This window comes from Actinomadura sp. BRA 177 (genome assembly GCF_013372625.1).
In the GTDB taxonomy this organism is placed as follows: domain Bacteria; phylum Actinomycetota; class Actinomycetes; order Streptosporangiales; family Streptosporangiaceae; genus Spirillospora.
This window is the reverse complement of record NZ_JABXFD010000232.1, coordinates 1-18,546: the sequence shown is the minus strand read 5'-3', so window position 1 is coordinate 18,546 and position 18,546 is coordinate 1. Positions and strand designations below refer to the sequence as shown.

General features: G+C 71.8%; 21 protein-coding genes and 1 tRNA gene. 12 read left to right on the top strand and 10 right to left on the bottom strand.

Translation table 11 applies throughout. The features are described from left to right. Positions 1-246: 246 nt before the first annotated feature. From HUX53_RS09120 to HUX53_RS09110, 3 genes are all read right to left on the bottom strand, one after another. Positions 247-1,266 carry an LLM class F420-dependent oxidoreductase gene (locus HUX53_RS09120; protein WP_176402714.1) on the bottom strand — a complete coding sequence of 340 codons (1,020 nt, stop codon included), beginning with the start codon at positions 1,264-1,266 and terminating at the stop codon, positions 247-249. A gap of 113 nt (positions 1,267-1,379) precedes the next feature. Next, positions 1,380-1,580, bottom strand: a complete 201-nt coding sequence (locus HUX53_RS09115; RefSeq protein WP_176402713.1) for a DUF397 domain-containing protein — start codon at positions 1,578-1,580, stop codon at positions 1,380-1,382. Beyond that, positions 1,577-2,422 carry a helix-turn-helix transcriptional regulator gene (locus tag HUX53_RS09110; RefSeq protein ID WP_176402712.1) on the bottom strand — a complete coding sequence of 282 codons (846 nt, stop codon included), beginning with the start codon at positions 2,420-2,422 and terminating at the stop codon, positions 1,577-1,579. The genes HUX53_RS09115 and HUX53_RS09110 overlap by 4 nt, the downstream gene beginning before the upstream one ends. A gap of 193 nt (positions 2,423-2,615) precedes the next feature. Here HUX53_RS09110 and HUX53_RS09105 point away from each other — a divergent pair, with 193 nt between their 5' ends. After that, positions 2,616-3,116, top strand: a complete 501-nt coding sequence (locus tag HUX53_RS09105) for an ATP-binding protein (RefSeq protein WP_309237128.1) — start codon at positions 2,616-2,618, stop codon at positions 3,114-3,116. Here the strand turns inward: HUX53_RS09105 and HUX53_RS09100 are convergent. Next, complete coding sequence (locus tag HUX53_RS09100) at positions 3,113-3,739, bottom strand: TetR/AcrR family transcriptional regulator (RefSeq protein WP_176402711.1); 627 nt, start codon at positions 3,737-3,739, stop codon at positions 3,113-3,115. The two genes, HUX53_RS09105 and HUX53_RS09100, sit on opposite strands and share 4 nt — an antisense overlap. Before the next feature lie 62 nt (positions 3,740-3,801). Here HUX53_RS09100 and HUX53_RS09095 point away from each other — a divergent pair, with 62 nt between their 5' ends. The 8 genes from HUX53_RS09095 (at position 3,802) to HUX53_RS09060 (ending at position 11,898) form a co-directional block, all read left to right on the top strand. Beyond that, positions 3,802-4,437 carry a GNAT family N-acetyltransferase gene (locus HUX53_RS09095; RefSeq protein WP_176402710.1) on the top strand — a complete coding sequence of 212 codons (636 nt, stop codon included), beginning with the start codon at positions 3,802-3,804 and terminating at the stop codon, positions 4,435-4,437. Continuing rightward, positions 4,434-4,919, top strand: coding sequence for a hypothetical protein (locus tag HUX53_RS09090; RefSeq protein ID WP_176402709.1), 486 nt, complete (start codon positions 4,434-4,436; stop codon positions 4,917-4,919). The genes HUX53_RS09095 and HUX53_RS09090 overlap by 4 nt, the downstream gene beginning before the upstream one ends. Positions 4,920-4,950: 31 nt before the next feature. Continuing rightward, a complete protein-coding gene (locus tag HUX53_RS09085) occupies positions 4,951-6,204 on the top strand; it encodes a bifunctional cobalt-precorrin-7 (C(5))-methyltransferase CbiE/decarboxylating cobalt-precorrin-6B (C(15))-methyltransferase CbiT (RefSeq protein ID WP_255205067.1) in 1,254 nt (417 codons plus the stop codon). A 51-nt stretch (positions 6,205-6,255) separates the two neighbouring features. Further along, positions 6,256-6,849 carry a precorrin-8X methylmutase gene (locus tag HUX53_RS09080; RefSeq protein ID WP_176402707.1) on the top strand — a complete coding sequence of 198 codons (594 nt, stop codon included), beginning with the start codon at positions 6,256-6,258 and terminating at the stop codon, positions 6,847-6,849. Continuing rightward, positions 6,849-7,862, top strand: coding sequence for an Rv2231c family pyridoxal phosphate-dependent protein CobC (gene cobC / locus HUX53_RS09075; RefSeq protein ID WP_176402706.1), 1,014 nt, complete (start codon positions 6,849-6,851; stop codon positions 7,860-7,862). The genes HUX53_RS09080 and cobC overlap by 1 nt, the downstream gene beginning before the upstream one ends. Positions 7,863-7,878: 16 nt before the next feature. Further along, entirely contained in the window at positions 7,879-8,982 is a 1,104-nt protein-coding gene (cobT, locus tag HUX53_RS09070) for a nicotinate-nucleotide--dimethylbenzimidazole phosphoribosyltransferase (protein WP_176402705.1), read from the top strand. Between the two features lie 130 nt (positions 8,983-9,112). Continuing rightward, positions 9,113-10,351, top strand: a complete 1,239-nt coding sequence (cobA, locus tag HUX53_RS09065) for a uroporphyrinogen-III C-methyltransferase (protein WP_176402704.1) — start codon at positions 9,113-9,115, stop codon at positions 10,349-10,351. Beyond that, on the top strand, positions 10,348-11,898 hold the full coding sequence (locus HUX53_RS09060; RefSeq protein ID WP_255205066.1) for a dynamin family protein: 1,551 nt from the start codon (positions 10,348-10,350) through the stop codon (positions 11,896-11,898). The genes cobA and HUX53_RS09060 overlap by 4 nt, the downstream gene beginning before the upstream one ends. A gap of 229 nt (positions 11,899-12,127) precedes the next feature. Here the strand turns inward: HUX53_RS09060 and HUX53_RS09055 are convergent, their stop codons facing one another. After that, entirely contained in the window at positions 12,128-12,472 is a 345-nt protein-coding gene (locus HUX53_RS09055; protein WP_176402703.1) for an NADH-quinone oxidoreductase subunit A, read from the bottom strand. Positions 12,473-12,554: 82 nt separating this feature from the next. Further along, positions 12,555-13,016: a helix-turn-helix transcriptional regulator gene (locus HUX53_RS09050; RefSeq protein ID WP_176402702.1), complete on the bottom strand. Its 462-nt coding sequence runs from the start codon at positions 13,014-13,016 to the stop codon at positions 12,555-12,557. Between the two features lie 254 nt (positions 13,017-13,270). Here HUX53_RS09050 and HUX53_RS09045 point away from each other — a divergent pair, with 254 nt between their 5' ends. Next, on the top strand, positions 13,271-13,912 hold the full coding sequence (locus tag HUX53_RS09045) for a hypothetical protein (protein WP_176402701.1): 642 nt from the start codon (positions 13,271-13,273) through the stop codon (positions 13,910-13,912). Here HUX53_RS09045 and HUX53_RS09040 read toward each other — a convergent pair. Next, complete coding sequence (locus tag HUX53_RS09040) at positions 13,909-14,703, bottom strand: SAM-dependent methyltransferase (RefSeq protein ID WP_176402700.1); 795 nt, start codon at positions 14,701-14,703, stop codon at positions 13,909-13,911. The genes HUX53_RS09045 and HUX53_RS09040 overlap by 4 nt on opposite strands. Before the next feature lie 153 nt (positions 14,704-14,856). On the opposite strand from HUX53_RS09040, the gene HUX53_RS09035 reads away from it, so the two are divergent. Next, a complete protein-coding gene (locus HUX53_RS09035) occupies positions 14,857-15,687 on the top strand; it encodes a DUF6416 domain-containing protein (protein ID WP_176402699.1) in 831 nt (276 codons plus the stop codon). Here HUX53_RS09035 and HUX53_RS09030 read toward each other — a convergent pair. Both HUX53_RS09030 and HUX53_RS09025 read right to left on the bottom strand, forming a co-directional pair. Then, complete coding sequence (locus tag HUX53_RS09030; protein WP_176402698.1) at positions 15,662-16,309, bottom strand: phosphatase PAP2 family protein; 648 nt, start codon at positions 16,307-16,309, stop codon at positions 15,662-15,664. The two genes, HUX53_RS09035 and HUX53_RS09030, sit on opposite strands and share 26 nt — an antisense overlap. 29 nt (positions 16,310-16,338) lie before the next feature. Then, positions 16,339-17,361 (bottom strand): NAD(P)-dependent alcohol dehydrogenase, encoded by a 1,023-nt coding sequence (locus HUX53_RS09025; protein ID WP_176402715.1) that lies wholly within the window; start codon positions 17,359-17,361, stop codon positions 16,339-16,341. A 162-nt stretch (positions 17,362-17,523) separates the two neighbouring features. On the opposite strand from HUX53_RS09025, the gene HUX53_RS09020 reads away from it, so the two are divergent. Further along, the gene (locus HUX53_RS09020; RefSeq protein ID WP_176402697.1) at positions 17,524-18,324 is read left to right on the top strand and encodes an SAM-dependent methyltransferase; all 801 of its coding nucleotides are present in this window, start codon (positions 17,524-17,526) and stop codon (positions 18,322-18,324) included. A 50-nt stretch (positions 18,325-18,374) separates the two neighbouring features. Here the strand turns inward: HUX53_RS09020 and HUX53_RS09015 are convergent. Beyond that, positions 18,375-18,447 (bottom strand) — tRNA-Glu (locus HUX53_RS09015). Positions 18,448-18,546 lie beyond the last annotated feature (99 nt).

The window sequence follows — 18,546 nt, the reverse complement described above, 5'->3', positions numbered from 1 at the left end:
GGGGAGGACGTCTTTAAGGTTGGGCGCGGGGACCTCAACGTTGCGATCGCGTCCGAAGGCAGGTTCGAGCGAAGCAAGAAACTGATCGCGTAGCGAGCCGCTAGGCGAGTCGGATGCGATGCCAGCGATCGCACTTTTTTCGACGATGGAGGGCCGCCAGGCCCGAAGGAGGAGAAAAAAGAAAAAACACGCGTCGTCGGCTGAGACCGCGGCCGCCGCACCGGCGCGGTGCGGCGGCCGTGCGGCTCAGGAGTCGGCCATGTCCTTGATGGCGCGCAGGGTCGGCTCGTCCCGCACGCCGGCGATCAGCAGGGTGGTGACGGGGCTGTCGCGCCAGAGCTGGAGCCGTTCCTTGATCCGGCCGAGCGGGCCGAGCAGCGAGATCGCGTCGGCCAGCTCGTCCGGGACGGCCTTGAACGCCTCGGCGCGGCGGCCGGCGAGGAACAGCTCCTGGACGCGTTCGGCCTCCTCCGCGAAGCCGAGCCGGCCGATCAGGTCGAGGTGGAAGTTGCGGTCCTTGGCGCCCATCCCGCCGATGTAGAACGCGAGCGGCATCTTGGCGAACTCCAGCGCGGACGCGAGGTCGTCGGTGACGATCGTGGTGACGGTCGCGGCGATCTCGAAGCCGTCCGGCCGGTTCGCCAGGGACGCGCCGAAGACGGCGTCGATCTGCTGCGGGTCGACGAACAGCGGCAGCCAGCCCTGCGCGATCTCGGTGGACATCGCGACGTTCTTCGGGCCCTCGGCGCCCAGGTAGACGGGGATGTCCGGCCGGACGGGATGGGTGATCGACTTCAGCGGCTTGCCGAGGCCCGCCCCGCCGGGGTAGGGCAGCGGGTAGTGCGGGCCCGCGCTGGTCACCGGGGCCTCGCGGCGCCACACCTGCCGGACGATGTCGAGGTACTCCCGGGTGCGGGCGAGCGGCTTCGGGAACGGCTGCCCGTACCAGCCCTCGACGACCTGCGGGCCGGACGCGCCGAGCCCGAGGATCACCCGCCCGCCCGACAGCGCGTCCAGCGTGAGCGCGTGCATCGCGGTGGCCGCCGGGGTGCGCGCCGACAGCTGGACGACGGCGGTGCCGAGCTTGATCCGGGACGTGCGGGCGGCGTACCAGGCCAGCGGGGTGAACGCGTCCGAGCCGTACGCCTCGGCGGTGAACACCGAGTCGTAGCCGCAGCGCTCGGCGGCCAGCACCGTCTCGGTCTGGTCGTCGGGGTCGCTCTGCCAGTAGCCGACGTTGATGCCGAGCTTGAGTTCCGCGGTCACGTTGCACCCTCCGGTTGTCGACGCACGGCGATACTAGAACACGTTCTAGTTTCGGGGAAGGGGGCATGCGCAGGGGCCGCGACGTGGCCCGCCGCGGCCCCTCGCGTCCGCCGCTAGGCGTCCTTGATCGCGTCCAGCAGGCCCCGCCAGGCGGCCGGCGTCAGCACCAGCGCCGGGCCGCCGGGGTCCTTGGAGTCGCGCACCGCGCGGAGCTCGCTGGACAGGGGTGCCACCTCGACGCACTGGTCGCCGCTTCCGCTGCGGGACGACGTGCGCCAGACGGCACCGGTGAGTTCGCGCTGCAGGTTGGTCACGGGCTGCTCCTTGCTGCCTCGGAGATGAGGTGCGCGGAATCCTCGGGGGACAGGGCGGCCGCCTCGATCCGATCGAAGCGGTCCCTATGTTTTGCTATTGCCTCCGCACTCTCAAGGTAAACGTCGCCCATGGTGCCCTCTACGTAGGCGATATCGGGGTCGGCGGGGTCTGGATACGACAATATGGTGAAACGTCCGTCAAGGCCCGCATGCGCCGCTGCTGTATACGGAAGTACCTGAATCGTCACGGATGGGCGGGTCCGCGCGGCGTCCGCGAGGGCCTCCAGTTGGCCGCGCATCACGTCCGCGCCGCCGATCGGGCGGTGCAGCACCGCCTCGTCGAAGATGACGTGCAGCCGCGGCGCGTCGGTGCGGTCCAGCAGCGCCTGGCGGATCTTGCGGGCGGCGATGCGGCGCTCGATGTCCTCCTGGGCGGGCAGCAGCCGGCCCGCCGTGATCACCGCGCGGGAGTACGGCTCGGTCTGCAGCAGCCCGTGCACGAGCTGGGGGTCCCAGGTGCGGATGTGCGACGCCTCGTCCTCCAGCGCGACGTAGCTGCCGGCGAAGACGTCCTGGTAGGCCGTCCACCAGCCGCGCTGGCCGGCCTGCCGGGCGAGGGTGATGAGCGCGTCGCGATCCGGGCTCGGGACGCCGTAGAGGTCGAGGATGTCGGCGATGTCGCCGGGCTTCGGGCGGGTCTGGCTGGTCTCGAGGCGGGACACGGTGGCTCGCGACCAGTCCAGCCGGTCCGCCACCTCCTGCAGGGTCAGGCCCTGCTCCTCGCGCAGCTTGCGGAGCTCGCGCGCCAGGCGGCGGCCACGGACGGTGGGGCGGTAGGTCATGGAAGTGGAGTCTTGCGACTCTTGACGCGCGTCACAACGAGATTGACGAACCCCGCAGGAAGGGCTGGGGAATTCCGCGAAGACGGTTGCGATCGTGAGAATCTCACGAGAGTCTGGAATGCGTGACCGTCCGGAAACCGACAGTGACGGTCGGACACTTGCGCGCCCGGGCACGAGCACCGCGGGAGGACCCGTGAAGACCACGCAGGCCGAAGCCACGGCGGAGGCCACGACCGACGCCCCGACCATCCCCGATCCGGACGACGGCATGCCCGGGTGGGTGTGGGCCCTGCCGGGCGGTCCGGGCTGCGCCGGGCACGCCCGCCGCGTCCTGCGCGAGGCGCTCGCCTCGCTCGGCGCGCCGCCGGACGCGATCGCCGACGCGCAGCTCATGGTGAGCGAGCTGGCGACGAACGCCTACCAGCACGCCGGCGAGCACGGCCCGCACGAGCTGTGGCTCTACCGCGGCGAAGGGCCGGCCCGCGAGGTCCGCTGCGCGGTGTTCGACGCGTTCGCCGACGCCGCGCTGCCCGGCTACTCGTGGACGTCCGGCGACTGCGGGCGCGGGCTGAGCATCGTCCGGGAGTTGTCCGGCGGGCAGTGGGGGCTGCGGCGCACGCTGTCGCGGCTCGGGCCGCCCGTCCGCGGCAAGGCCGTCTGGTTCGTCCTCCCGGACGCGCGCCCTGAGGGCTAGTCCTTCGCCAGGGCGTCCTTCGCCAGGGCGTTCTCCTCCAGGGCGGGGCCGATGTCGCTGACCAGGGCCAGCAGCGACCGGGCGAGCAGCGTGTGCACCTGCTCGCGGTCGAGCGTCCTCTCCTGCAGCCACTGCCGCGTCGCCGCGTCCACCAGCCCGGTGTAGACGCGCAGGACGGCCCGCAGCGTCTCGGTCGGCTCCGGCACCCGCAGGATGGCCAGCATGTGCTTGACCGCCTCGTCCTTGAACCGGTTGACGATCCGCAGGAGCTCCGGGTCCTGCCCGAAGCCCTCGGCGTCCAGCGCCGCGAACCAGGTCGTCGCGTTCCGGTCGGCGGTGTCCAGGAACAGGTTCACCAGCAGCTCGACGGACTCGGGCAGCGTCAGCCGGTCGTCCGGCGGCGGGACCTGCATCGCGGCGGACGCGGTCAGCCCGTGCACGACCTTGAGGAACAGCTCCCGCTTCGTCCCGAAGTAGTAGTGGATCAGGCCGCGCTGCACGCCGGTCTCGCGGGCGATCGCGGCCGTCGACACCTCGGAGTACGGCAGCTCGGTGAACATCCGCCGGGCGACGTCCAGGATCTGGGCACGCCGTTCGTCCGGGGACAGGCGCTGGTAGCTCACCGCGACAGCCTATTCTGTGCAGGCGGCCCGTGCTGTGCGGGCGGCGTGGAGGGAGCGCGCACGTGAACGCCTTCGGAGGGACCGTGCGCCTGGTGGGCGAGCGGCTCGTCCTCCGCCCGTTCGGCCTGGACGACGCCGCCACGCTGATCGAGATGATCCGCGCCGAAGAGGACTTCCTGCCGCCCAACTTCCCCACGGTCCTGGAAGCCGAGCCCATCGCCTGGTTCCTGCGGGAGGGCATCCACAAGGTTCAGCATTTCGGCCTGGGCATCCATCTCGCGGTGACAGAGCGCTACACCGGCGACCTTATCGGCACCATCGGGTTGTTCAAGGTGGACTGGACGCATCTGACGTCCGAGGTCGGTTACGGGATGCGGCCAAGCGCGCGCGGGCACGGCTACGCCACCGACGCGCTGCGCCTGGTCTCCGATTGGGCGCTGCACGATCGCGGCCTGTTCCGGGTGGAACTCCGCGCGATGGTCACCAACCACGCGTCGATCCGTGTCGCCGAGAAGGCCGGCTACCTGCGCGAGGGCGTCGCGCGCGGCGCCGAGCGCGACGCGGCCGGCGTCAGCCGCGACATGATCGTCTTCAGTCGGATCGCGACCGATCCGCCGCTGTCCGGCGCGCCGCTTCCGCATCCGGACGGCGCCTCCGCGAGGCTCGTCGCCGACGACGAGGAGGGACGGTACCAGTGACCGCTACGGACCAGACGCTCGTGCTGTACGGGGAGGGCGCCCGCGAGGCCGCCCGCCGGATGCTGCCGAAGCTGCCGGACGCGTGCTTCGTCCCGGCGGGGACGGTCCGCGACACGGTCGGGACGGCGGTCAAGGACGGGCGCGCGCAGATCGTCCTGGTCGCGGGCATGGACGAGCAGGTCGCCGTGCTGGGCGGCGCGGCGGGCCTGCTGGAGTCGATCACCCTCGACATGGACTGCGGGGTCGCGCTGGCCGGCGAGGTGTCGCGCGCCGCGACGGTCCGCGACGCCTGCGCCCTGTGGGAGGCGGCGGGCAAGCTCGGCCCGTGCGGCCGCGAACTGTGCCGCCGGACGGCCGGCGAGCTGGAGCGCCTCGCCGCCGAAGCCGCCGCCGCGCTGGCCAGCCCGCTCGCCGCCCAGGTCGTCCTCCTGGACCCGGCAGGCGACCGCATGGTCGGCATGTACGGCCGCATGGCCCGATGAGCTCTCGGTAGGCGATTGGTGGGGCAGGACGATGCTTACGGTCGTCGGCTGCGATGGTTCCCCGCTTTCTGGCGCGGCCAGTGCGGCATTGGAGAGCGCTGTGCTGGTGGTGGGCGAGGCTCGTCTGCTGGAAGGCCTGCCGTTGGCGCCGGGCGTTCGGACGGTCGCTACTGAGGACCCGCTGGAGGCGCTGCAAGGGGTCGATGTCGCCGAGCAGGACGTCGTGGTCGTTGTGGACGGCGATCCCGGTTACTTCGGCATTGTTCGAGAGCTGCTTGAGCAGGGGCATGCGCCGGAGGCCGTTCCGGCGACGCCGCTGGTGGCGCGGGCTTTTGCCCAAGCGGGGCTGCCCTGGGAGGACGCTCTCGTCGTCTCTGCCAGGGACGGGCATCTGAGGCAGGCGGTGAACGCGTGCCGCGCCCATCCGAAGGTGGCCGTGCTGACCGGGCCTGGGGCGGGACCAGCGGAACTGGCGCGCGCGCTGTTCCCGGTCACTCCGCGTTCGTTCGTGGTGTGTGAGGACTTGGGCGGGCCTAGGGAGCGGGTCGTGTACGTCCGTCCGGCGGAGGCGACCACTCGTCCGTGGAACGAGCCCGATGTGGTGCTCGTCCTGGACAACCGGCATGCCCTGGGTGAAACAGGGTGGGTTTCGGGGCCCGTGCGGGCTCCGGGCGGGTGGGCGCTGCCAGGGGACGCGTTCGGCGACGGCCCTGGCCTGCGGCCAGAAGTGCGGGCGTTCGTGCTGGCCAAGCTCGGTCCCGGGATCGGCGACATGGTGTGGGACGTGGAGTCCGGCGACGGCTCGGTGGGCATCGAGTGCGCGCGCTTCGGCGCGGCCGTGGTCGCCGTCGACCGCGACTACACGGCGTGCGAGCGCGTCCGGCAGAACGTCCGTCTGCACGGGGTCAAGGTCGCGATGGCGTCCGGGGACGTCCGGTCGACCGCCGGGCATCTGCCCAGGCCCGACGCGGTCTTCCTCGGCCAGGGCGGGCCGGAGGCCGTCAAGGTCTGCGCCGCGCTCGGGCCCGCCCGCCTCGTCGCCGTCGCCACGCCCGCCGACGTTCACGTCATACTGGACATCCTGGACGAGCAGGGCTTCACCCCCGACGCCGTCCAGCTCCAGGCGGACCGGGTGACCCCACCGGAGCCCGGAGACCCGGTGATCGTCGTCTGGGGCGAACGGGACCCGCTGACCCCGGCACGGCGGACGTCCCGGACAAGCCGTCCGATCGAGACGATCCCCGCGCCGCCCGGCGAGCCGGACGTACCTCCCCGTACGGCGTGAAACCCTGGTAACCCGTCCGGAAGCATGGATCCGGAGCACTGAGGAGCCCAGTTGACCGTCCGCCAGCCCCACCCGATCGAGGTCCGGTCGTATGAGATCCTGCGGTCCCGCGTCGACCTGTCGCCGATGCCGCCGCTGTGGCGCGCCGTCGCCGAGCGGGTGATCCACGCGACCGCCGACCTGGAGTACGCGGTGGACCTGCTGACCAGGGAGGAGCACCTCACCCAGGGCTGGGCCGCGCTGCGCGGCGGGGCGCCGGTCGTCACCGACGAGGGCATGGTCGCCGCCGGGATCACCGCCCGCGAGCCGGTCTGCCACGCCGCCGACCCGGCCGCCGCCCGGATGGCGCGCGCCGCCGGCATCACCCGGTCCGCCGCGGCCGTCCGGCTGTCCTACTCCGAGGTCGGGCCGGGCGCGGTCTGGGTGGTCGGCTCCGCCCCCGAGGCGATCTTCGAGATCATCCACCGCCGGGTGAGCCCGGCGCTGGTCATCGGCATGCCGGTCGGGTTCGTCGGCGCCTGCGAGGCCAAGGAGGCGCTGCGCGCCAGCGGGCTGCCGCAGCTCAGCAACGTGTCGGAGAAGGGCGGCTCCGCGGTCGCGGCGGCGGCCGTCAACGCGCTCCTGTACTACGAGGCGGGCCGCTGATGGACGTCGACCTGCGCCATCACGGGGACGCGGAGATCGGCGGCGGCCTCGCCGACTTCGCCGTCAACGTCCGGACCGGCATGCCGCCGGAGTGGCTCGCGGAGCGGATCCGGGCGTCCGTCGCAGACCTCGCCGCCTACCCCGACCCGTACCCCGCCCGGCGAGCGGTCGCGCGGCGGCACGGCAGATCCGTCGACGAGGTGCTGCTGACCGCCGGTGCCGCAGAGGCGTTCGTGCTGCTCGCGCGGGTCCTCGCGCCGCGCCGCGCGGTGGTGGTGCACCCGCAGTTCACCGAGCCCGAGGCCGCGCTCCGGGCCGCCGGGCACGAGGTGGAGCGGGTGATCCTCAGCAAGGACTTCACGCTCGACCCCGCGCTCGTCCCGGAGGACGCCGACCTCGTCGTGGTCGGCAACCCGACCAACCCCACCTCGGTGCTGCACCCGTCCGAGGCCGTCGCCGCCCTCGCCAGGCCCGGCCGGACGGTCGTCGTGGACGAGGCGTTCATGGACGTCGTCCCAGGCGAACCCGAATCTCTCGCCAGCCGGCTCCCTACCGGGATCGTGGTCATCCGGTCCCTGACCAAGACGTGGGGGCTCGCTGGGCTCCGCGCAGGGTACGTCTTGGCCGACCCCCATCTGGTGGGACGGCTCACAGAAGCACAACCGCTCTGGGCAGTGTCCACGCCTGCGCTCGTCGCCGTCGAAGCGTGCTCCTCGCCAGAGGCCGTCGCTGAGGCCGAGGCATGGGCCGTGGAACTCGGTGTCGAACGCGACCGGCTGGCCGCAGAGCTGACCGGACGCGGCCTCTACGTCGTCCCTGAAGCGCGAGCGTCGTTCCTGTGCCTGAGCGTGCCGGACGCCCTCGGCATCAGGGCCTTGCTAAGGCAGCGTGGGTACGCCGTAAGGCGAGGCGACACGTTCCCGGGGCTCGGCTCTGATTGGCTGCGGATCGCCGTGCGCGACCGTCCGTCCAATGAACGGCTGCTGGAAGTGCTCGGCGAGCTCGGAATCTGACCTCGGAAAGGACGCTGTGAACCTGATCGACGAGACCATCGCCGCCATCGGTCCGCTGGACGAGGCGGCCATGCGGGACGCCCGCGACCACCAGGCGCGGCTCACCAAGCCGCCCGGGTCCCTCGGCGTCCTGGAAGAGGTGTCGGTCAGGCTCGCCGGGTTGGCCGGGCAGTGCCCGCCGCCGCTGCCCGAACCCGCCGCGGTGGCCGTGTTCGCCGCCGACCACGGCGTCCACGCCCAGGGCGTCACGCCGTGGCCGCAGGAGGTCACCGCGCAGATGGTGGCCAACTTCCTGGCCGGCGGGGCCGTGGTCAACGCGTTCGCCGGCCAGGTCGGCGCCCGCGTCAGCGTCGTGGACGTCGGCGTCGCCACCGAACTGGACGCGGCGCCCGGCCTCCTCCGCCGCAAGATCGCGCCCGGCACCGCGGACATGACGGCCGGCCCCGCGATGACCGCCGACGAGGCCCGCCGCGCCGTCGAGACCGGCATCCAGGTGGCCCGCGAGCTGGTCGCCGAAGGGGCCCGGTGCCTGATCACCGGGGACATGGGGATCGCCAACACCACCGCGTCCGCCGCGCTGATCGCCGCGTTCACCGGCCTGCCGCCGGAGCGGGTCACCGGCCGCGGCACCGGCATCGACGACGCCACCCACGCGCACAAGGTCGAGATCGTCCGCACGGCCCTCACCCAACACGGCCTTTTGAAGGAGCCTTCGGGCCCGAAGGGGCACGGTTCCTTGAGGCCGCCGATGGAGGTCCTGGTGGCGGTCGGGGGGCTGGAGCACGCCGCGATCGCCGGATTCGTCCTCGGCGCGGCCGCGCTGCGGGTCCCGGTCGTCCTCGACGGGGTGATCGCCGGCGCCGCCGCCCTGGCCGCCGCCGCGCTGTGCCCGGACGCCCTCGGCGGGTGCGTCGCGGGGCACCGCTCCGCCGAGCCCGGCCACGCCGCCGCCGTCGACGCGCTCGGCCTGCGGCCGCTGGTCGACCTGGAGCTCCGGCTCGGCGAGGGAACCGGCGCGCTGCTGGCGTTGCCGCTGGTCCAGGGCGCGGTGCGGGTCCTGCACGAGGTCGCCACGTTCGACTCGGCCGGGGTCAGCGAGAAGGACGCCGGGCAGCCGTAACGGCGTGATCACGGGTTGAGTCACGCTCGGCTATCGAACGGCCGGAGCCCCTCTCCATGGACTCCATATCCCGAGTACCTTTGTTCCACAAAGACACTTGCCGGTCACTGCCGTCGGAGAGAACCACCACGTGCCCCCGTACCTGCTAGGCCTGCGACTCGCCGGACGACGCGTCCTCGTCGTCGGCGGGGGCCGGGTCGCACAGCGCCGCGTCCCCGCGCTGCTGGACGCGGGCGCCGCCGTCGTCCTCGTGTCGCCCGACGTCACCGCGACGCTGGAGGGCCTCGCCGAGCGCGGCCGGATCACCTGGCACCAGCGGCCCTACCGGCGCGGCGACTGCGCCGGCGCCTGGCTGGTGCAGGCCGTCACCGACGACGCCAAGGTCAACGGGGACGTGGTCGCGGAGGCCGACGCCGCGCGGATCTGGGCCGTCCGGGCCGACGACGCCGAGTCGTCCCCCGCCTGGACGCCCGCCAGCGGGCACGCGGGCGACGCGACCGTCGGCGTCCTGCTCGGCGGCGACCCGCGCCGGGCCGCCGGCATCCGCGACGCCGTGGTGGAGGGGCTCCGCGACGGCGCCCTGGAATCCCGGCACTCCCGGCGCAAGCCCGCCGGCGTCGCGCTCGTCGGCGGCGGCCCCGGCGACCCCGGCCTGATCACCGTGCGCGGGCGGCAGCTGCTCGCCATGGCCGACGTCGTCGTCACCGACCGGCTCGCCCCCGGCGGCCTGCTGGACGAGCTGGCCGCCGACGTCGAGGTGATCGACGCCGCCAAGATCCCCTACGGGCGGACGGTCACCCAGGACCGCATCAACGAGTACCTGGTCGAGCACGCGAAGGCGGGCCGGTTCGTCGTCCGGCTGAAGGGCGGCGACCCGTTCGTGTTCGGGCGCGGCGGCGAGGAGGCCCTGCACTGCGCCCGGCACGGCGTCCCGGTCACGGTCGTCCCCGGCATCACCAGCGCGGTCGCCGTGCCGTCCGCCGCGGGCATCCCGGTCACCCACCGGGGCGTGTCGCAGGAGTTCCACGTCGTCTCCGCGCACGTCCCGCCGGAACACCCCGACTCGACCGTCGACTGGGCGGCGCTGGGCGCCGCGAACGGCACGATCGTCCTGCTCATGGCGGTGGAGCGGATGGCGCTCATCGCATCCGCCCTCATGCGCTATGGTCGATCGTCCGACACGCCGGTGGCCGTGGTACAGGACGGCACGCTCCCCGGCCAGCGGGCGCTGACGGCGACCCTGGGCACGGTGGCCGGCGAGATGGCCGCGGCCGAGGTCCGGCCCCCGGCGATCGTGGTCGTCGGCGACGTGGTCAACGTGGCACGAGAGATCGACATGATTCGAGCGGACATGGGACGGGATCCGTGACACCCCCGGCAGAGAGAAGCGCGGTCCACGACGAGGAGGCCGCCGGCCAGGGACGCGGGATCGAGGACTCCGCGGCGCCCGGCCGCGGCGCCGTGCCCGAGAAGGACGCCGTGCCTGACAAGGACACCCCCGAAGCCCCCGAGACCTCTGAGACCACCGAGAAGACCGGCTCGGCCGGCAAGGCCAGGGGCGCCCGGCGGCGCGCCCCCCGGACCGGCGCCGCGACCGGCGGCGGGACGGTCCGGCAGGGCGAGCTGATCCGGGCGCTGACCGCGCTCCGCGAGCAGCTCGGCGCGTTCGACCTGCTGCTGGACGTCCCCGGAGTGCAAGAGGCCCGCGAGGCCCGCGACGAGCTGCGCGGCCAGCTGGAGGACTACGTCCTCCCGCGCATCCAGGCCGCCGGCGCCCCCATGCTCGTGGTGCTCGGCGGGTCGACCGGCGCCGGCAAGTCCACGCTGGTCAACACGCTCGTCGGCGCCCGGGTGAGCGCCACCGGCGTGCTGCGTCCCACCACCAGCAGCCCGATCCTGGTCTGCCACCCCGACCACACCGAGTGGTTCATGGAGGGGCCGATGCTGCCCGGCATGGGCCGGGTCCGCGGTCCCGCGCCCGACGCCATCGCCGGTGACCAGCTGGTCATCATCGGCAGCGACGTCCTGCCGCCCGGCCTCGCCCTCCTCGACAGCCCCGACTTCGACTCCGTCTTCGAGGACCACTACGAGTTCGCGACCAAGCTGATGGCCGCCGCCGACCTCTGGCTGTGCGTCACCACCGCCGCCCGGTACGCCGACGCTCAGGTGTGGCAGATGCTGCAGCGCGCCAAGGAGAACGGCGCCACCATCGGCGTCGTCCTGTCCCGGGTGCCGGACGGCGCCGGCGACGAGGTCGTCGAGCACTTCGGCGAGATGCTGGACGAGCACGAGGTCGGCGACGCGCAGCGCTTCACCATCCCCGAGACCCGCATCGAGAACAGCCGGCTGCCCGAGGAGACCATCGAGGACATCCGGGACTGGCTGATCGGCGTCGCCGAGGACGCCGAGGACCGCGAGATCGTCGTCAGCGACACCCTCGCCGCCGTCCTGGACAGCCTCCGCACCCGCGTCCCCGAGGTCGCCCGGCAGGTCGAGGCGCAGGTGGAGCAGCGCGCCGACCTGGCCCGCGAGGTCGAGGCCGGGTACGGCACCGCGCTCGCCGAGCTGGACGAGGCCACCCGCAACGGCTCGCTGCTGCGCGGCGAGGTGCTCGCCCGCTGGCAGGACTTCGCCGGCACCGGCGACCTGCTGAAGGCCCTGCACGTCCAGCGGTCCCGGCGCGGCCGGGCCGCCGGCCGCCGCTCCTCCGTCCAGAACGTCCCGTCCGCGCGGTCGACGACGGAGACCTCCGCGGCCTGGACGACGTCCCCCTGCAACGTCAGATCGACGCGCAGCCCGGCGGGCCAATGCGGCAGAACGGGTCCGAGCGGCACATGCAGGACGTCCAGCCGCAGCCCGTCCCGGTCATCACCGCGCTCGGCCATGCCGGCGTCGAGCTCCAGCGCGGACCGCTGACCAGCACCGGTACCGTCCAGCCCCCTAACCCGCGGCTCCGGCATGTCCCGCCACACGGTCTCGATGGCCTCCGCCAGCGCCGCCCCCGGATTCCCGCAGACGATGAGCATCCCGGTCTCAGCGGGAGAAACGGCGGGACGCCACCGGCGGCGCCGCAGCTCGGCCTCGACGGCGAGCCTGTCCCGCGTCCCGTCCGCCGCCGCGACGACGAACGGGCGCGGGTCGCGTCTCAAGCCCACCGCAGCGCCCCCTCCCGCCACGCGTAGAGGACGCCGACCAGCAGCAGCGCCAGGAAGGCGAACATCTCCACGACGGCCTTCACGCCCACGGACGCCACGACGAGCGCCCACGGATACATGAAGACCATCTCCATGTCGAAGGCGAGGAACACCATCGACACCGCGTACCAGCGCACGTGGAACCGGGACAGCGCGTGCTCGGCCGGGCGGGCCCCCGACAGGAACGGCCCGGCCTCGAACGCCCGCGGCGCGACCGCGAACGACACCGCGTAGACGGCCGCGACGACCGCCCCGACCAGCCCCAGCACCGACAGGACGACGGCGTACGGCGGCATGACGGCTCCCGGCTGGACGGCTAGTCCGCCTCTACCTGATCAGCACACCCCCGAAACATCGCCTCATCCCGGGATGTCCGCTCTATGGCTTGCGTTCGCGGTCGGCCGCCGCGGCGGCGAGGATCATCTCGTCCACGACCCAGCGGGCCCGCGGCGACAGGTCGACCAGGGCGCGCAGCACCTCCGGGCGGATGACGCCCTGCTCCACGTCCCGCTGCAGCGCCTTGATCGTCAGGTCGTCGCCGATGGGCGCGGACTCCCCGGCGAAGCCGAAGAACCCGATCGGCACGCCGAAGAACGTCGCGAGCGCCGTCAGCGTCTTGAGCTGCGGGTTCTCCTGCCGTCCGGTGCGCAGCTTCCAGACGGTGGTGGACGAGATGTCCTCCCCGGTGGCGCGCGCGATGGCCGCCGCCGTCTCGACGTTGTTGCGCGGCGGCTCCGCGTCCGCCGGCCACAGGTTCCGGATCAGCCACTCGACCTTCTCGGCCAGCGTCGCCCCCGGCGAGATCCCGTCCGCGTGCTCGCGCATCATGCCCCTCCCCATGTCAGTGATTTTAGTTGACCACATCCACACTCGTCAGCCAAGGACACGCGCCCCACCGAAAACCGTGGCGCTCACACCCGCGGCAGTCCGCCGAGTACGGGTCCGCCGAGGAGGCACCGGAACTGCCGCGCGCCCTCGACACCCAGGTCGCCCTCATGGGCTTCCTGTTCTTCAAGTGGGGATGGTCAAGGAACTCCATTTCCCATAGAGTTCAGCGTCCTTTGCCGAAAGGCGGCCGATGAGGAGAGTTACCGGTGGATTCCGCGCGTGTTGACGACCCCAGCGATGAGGCCCTCCGCGTCCGTTATCGGGACCACGGCGTATGGGTCAACACGCTCATCATGGTGGTGATCCTCGGCAGTCGGCTGTTGACGGGACCGGCCTTCGCTCTCTCCTTCTCCTCGATCATCTGGGTGATCGGGACGGCACTGTTCGGCGTCAGCGGTGTGCTGATGGCACTGCGGTCCGAACGCGGCCTGACACTGGACATCGACGGCATCACCTGGCACCGGGTGGAACTGTTCATCCCCTGGCGCCAGGTGACCGAACTGGACATCGACACCAACGTCAAAGGCTCGGGGAAGCCCCGCCTGATTGTGCGCACCGATGCGGCGGCCGACGCACTTGAGGGCCAGCGAGGAATGGCCAGGATCCTCATCCAGGCGAACAGTCAGCAGTACGGCGGGCCGATCGCCGTGAAGGCACATCTCCTCTCGGTGCCCGCCGAATCCGTCATCGCCACCGCCGACCGGCTGCGGCAGGTCACCGCCACCGGCAGGTCTGTGGACTACGCCCGGCGGGACCGCGCCCGCACCGTCGCCACCTTGTGGGCGTCCGCCGGATTCGCCGGGCTCCTGGCCGCCCTGGCCACGATCTTCGTCCCCACCCTGTTCTAAAGGACGGCGACGCCGCTGAAGTGGGGGACCTCCGGTTCGCGCCACGGTGACGGGTCGGGGCGCCACCGGGAGCACGAGACCACACCCGGGTCCAGCAGCCGGGTGCCGGTGAACAGTTCCGCGATCTCCTCGGGGGACCGCGCGCGGATCGGCGTCCCGCCGCGCTCCATCACCTCCCGCACCGCCCGGCGCATCGCCTCGCCGTCCAGTTCGCCGGTCGTGGCGTCGCAGGTGTGCGAGATGACCAGGTGGCTGCCCGGCGCGAGGCCGCGCAGCAGGTCCGCGACGAGCCGCCGCGCCTCGCCGTCGTCCAGGATGTGGTTCAGCACGCCCAGCAGCATCAGCGCGACCGGGCGCTCGAAGTCGAGGGTGCGGGCCGCCTCGGCGAGGACCGCCGGCGTGTCCCGGATGTCGGCCTGGATGTAGTCGCACGCGCCTTCGGGGCGGCTCGTCAGCAGGGCGCGCGCGTGGGCGAGCACCAGCGGGTCGTTGTCGACGTAGACGATCCGGCTCTCCGGCGCCACGCGCTGCGCGACCTCATGGGTGTTGTCGACGGTGGGCAGCCCCGTGCCCAGGTCGAGGAACTGCCGGATGCCCTGGGAGACCAGGAAGCGCACCGCCCGCCCGAGAAAGGCCCGGTCCTGTTTCGCGGAATCGGCGATGACGGGCAGGACGCGCAGCACGGCGTCACCCGCCTCGCGGTCCACGGGGTAATTGTCCTTACCGCCCAGCCAATAGTCCCAGATGCGGGCCGAATGCGGCACGCTGGTGTCGATCTCCGGTTCCGGCATACGCAGCCCCTTCCGCGACGGTGATCATGTTCATCATCCCGCAAAGGCACCGGGCGGGCGATGGGCCGGGCCACCTTCTGCCATATCGCCGTGGCGGAGCCGCGAATCCGCCAGCATGGGGGGCCACACCCCGCGGCAAGGAGGTTCCCGTCCATGCACCTCGCTGACAACGATTCGGAGTGGGAGCAGCACAGCGGCGGTTCCGGCCACCGCGACCCCGAATGGGTGCGCGGTGACGAGGACCGGGCGCTCCGCTACTGGGAGGCACTGGACGAGAAGGGCCGCGACATCCTTCGCTACCTCATCCGTCACCCGGCGCGCAAAATCCATCACACCGAGCTCGTGAAGGAACTCCGCCTCGATCCCGAGGGGACGAAGAACCCGGCGAACGTGATGGCGGGCTCCCTGCACAGCATGGGCGGCGGCAACAAGGCGGCCGGCCGCCGCTACCCGTTCTCCTGGTGGGAGAAGAAGAACGGCACCTGCTACGCCATGAAGGAGGGGACCGCCGGCATCTTCGACAACGCGCTGAAGGCTTCCCAGGTGGCGAAGTCATGGGGCCAGATGGTCGCCCTCAACTCGTCCGCCGAGCGGGTATGGCCGCTCGTCCAGCGCTTGGACGACGTCCTCGACAGCGCAGACGTGCGATTGGTCCTGGGCTCGGCGTGCACAACAGCGCTGAAGGCCGTCCAGCAGTTCGTGGCGGCCTTGCAACTCCCCTACGAGGCCGCCGAGGGATGGACGGAGTTCGTGAAACACCTGGACAGCCGCCCGGCCTCACGACAGCAATGCATCGTCGTCGCCGACGCATGCCGGCTGCTCAAGCACGAGGACCACGAGGTTTGGTGCGAACTCGCCGAGGCCCTGCACAGCGGGCCGCACTGCCTCGGCGGCGGCTGGTCCACCCTCGTCCTCCTCGACGAGGAGACCGCGTGGGACGAGTGGACGTTCAAAACCCTCACCGAGGTTCGTCCCCACGATTGAAAGGCGCCACGGCGATCAGGCCGGACAACAGAACGGGCCCCAAAGCAAGGCTGAACAGCACGTCGGTGAGCCAATGCTCGTCCGCCACCGTAAGGGCGACCGCAGCGACGCACCCGGTGACCAGCGCGATGTCGCGCCGCCGACGCTCCGGTAGATAGCGGCGCGCCACGGGCAGGGCGACGACGAGCAGTTCGAGAATGACCCAGTCCAGCACGAACGCGTTGAGCGTGTGCCCGGACGGATAGGCCGTCCCGTGCGTGAACAGCACATCGGTGTTGCTGACGGGAAACGTCCGGGGAATGGACGCCTTCAACCCCGACTCCAGCAGCGACAGCAGCACCACGATGACCGCGCTCATGACCGGATACCGCAGCGAACGGCGCCGGATCGCGGCGATGACGGCCAGCGGCGCGATGATCATCACCAGGATGCCGCGCTGGCCGAGCTTGGTGATCGTGTGCACGGCCACCAGCGTCCCGTCCCGGACGTGCGCGTCGCAGAACTCGTGGACGATCCAGTCGAGGTGCCGGAGCGGGCCGTCGAGCAGCACGTCGACGGTGACCAGCACCATGACCGCGAACAGCAGCGCATACCAGCCCCACGACCCCCACCGCACGCTCACCGCCTTCCCCGCCGGCCGCGTTTCCCACATCAGGGGGTCAGGATGGCGCGCCCCCGGACCCGTCCGCCGTCCAGATCGTCGATGGCGGCCTGGAAGTCGTCCAGCCCGTACTTCTTCGTGTGCAGCGTGACCGCACCACGGGCCGCGAGGGCCATCAGATCGCACAGGTCGTTGTAGGACCCGACGAGGTTCCCGATGATGTTGATCTCGGCGGAGATGACGTCGATCGTCGGAACATCGACATTCTCCCCATAACCGACCACGTGGTAGTCGCCCGCCTCACGCAGCATCCGCAACCCCTCCCCGGTCGTCCCGCCCTCGCCGACGAAGTCCACCACGACCTCAGCGCCCCCGCCCGTCAGGTCGAGCACCTTCCCGACATGCTCCCCGTCCGCGACGACCCCGCGATCGGCACCGATCTCCGACGCCAAATCCACCGCATCCTGCTTGCGGTCGACCACGATCAGCTCCGCGGGACTGATCGCCTTGAGCACCTGCACCCCGATGTGCCCGAGCCCGCCCGCCCCGATGACCACGCACCGGTCCCGGGGCGTCAGCCGCCGCGCCGCCTTCGCCGCCGCGTGGTAGGCCGTGAGCCCCGCGTCGGCGAACGCCGCCACGTCCGCCGGCTCCAGCGACTCCGCCAGCTTCACCACACTCCGCGCGGACGTCTTCAGATAGTCCGCATACCCGCCGTCGGAGTCGATTCCGGGGAACTTGCCGTTCTCGCAGTGCACGTCGTCCCCCGACCGGCACGCCCGGCACAGCCCGCACGTGACCAGCGGATGCAGGATCACCTTGTCGCCCTCGGCGACGTTCGTCACCGCCGGCCCGACGGCGTGCACCCACCCGGCGTTCTCGTGCCCGATCGTGTACGGCAGCCCGACACCGGACTTCTCGGCCCACTGCCCCTCCAGGATGTGCAGATCGGTCCGGCACACCCCCGCCCCGCCGATCTTCACCACGACGTCGAGCGGCCCGTCCACCTCCGGAACCGGAACCTCCGCCATCCGCAGATCCTCGCCGTACCCGACGACCCGCACAGCCCGCATATCGCTCATGACACCCAACTCCTCGCCAGACGCGGGGCTTCCGCACGAGCCCGCGTGTCCACATACCCGCAGCGGACCTCCTTCACCGTCGCGCCCGAAACCCGTGACCTGTTGAGGCCGCCGGGTTTCGATCCGCCTGACCGGCGGTCAGACTGGGTGTCCATGAGCGACGAAGAGGACCCCGGGATCGACACGTCCGTCCCGCATTCGGCACGGATCTGGAACTACTGGCTGGGCGGCAAGGACAACTATCCGGTCGACCGCGCCGCCGGCGAGCAGTTCAGGGAGACGTTCCCGGGAGTGATCGACGTGGCCCGCGCGTCCCGCCTGTTCCTCACCCGGTCCGTCCGCTACCTGGCCGCCGACGCGGGCATCCGCCAGTTCCTCGACGTCGGGACGGGCCTCCCCACCGTCGACAACACCCACGAGGTCGCGCAGCGCGCGGCACCCGACGCCCGCGTCGTCTACGTCGACAACGACCCGCTGGTGCTCATCCACGCGCGGGCGCTGCTCACGGGCACGCCGGAGGGCGCGACCGACTACATCGAGGCCGACCTCCACGACCCGGGCCACATCCTGGACGTCGCCGCCAAGACCCTCGATTTCACCCGCCCGATCGGTCTCATCCTGAGCGGGATCATGGGCCACGTCCCGGACGGCGACGAGGCGCGGTCGATCGTCCGATCGCTGCTGGAGCCGCTTCCCTCCGGCAGCCACCTCTCCCTCAACGACGGCACGAGCGTGGTCGCCGGCGAGGCCGCCGAGCACGCCCAGCAGGACTACAACGAGGGCGGCGCGGCCGCGTACACGCTGCGCTCCCCGGAGGAGATCGGCCGCTTCTTCGAGGGTCTCGACCTGGTGGAGCCGGGCCTGGTCTCCTGCCCGCTCTGGCGCCCCGAGTCGGACGCCTTCGGCACCCCCGACCCGGTGGACGCCTTCGGCGCCGTAGCCCGCAAACCCTGAACACAAAAAGAACCGCACATCGCCGTGCCGGCGATGTGCGGTTCCACGTGTACCCCCGAGCGGATTCGAACCGCCGTTACCGCCTTGAGAGGGCGGCGTCCTAGGCCACTAGACGACGGGGGCCGGACACTGGCCGAGCGATCTCCCGCCCGGACCTCGCCAAGCCTACCGGACCGAACCCCCACCCCAAACCACTTTCAGCCTGTTCTCTTATACACATCT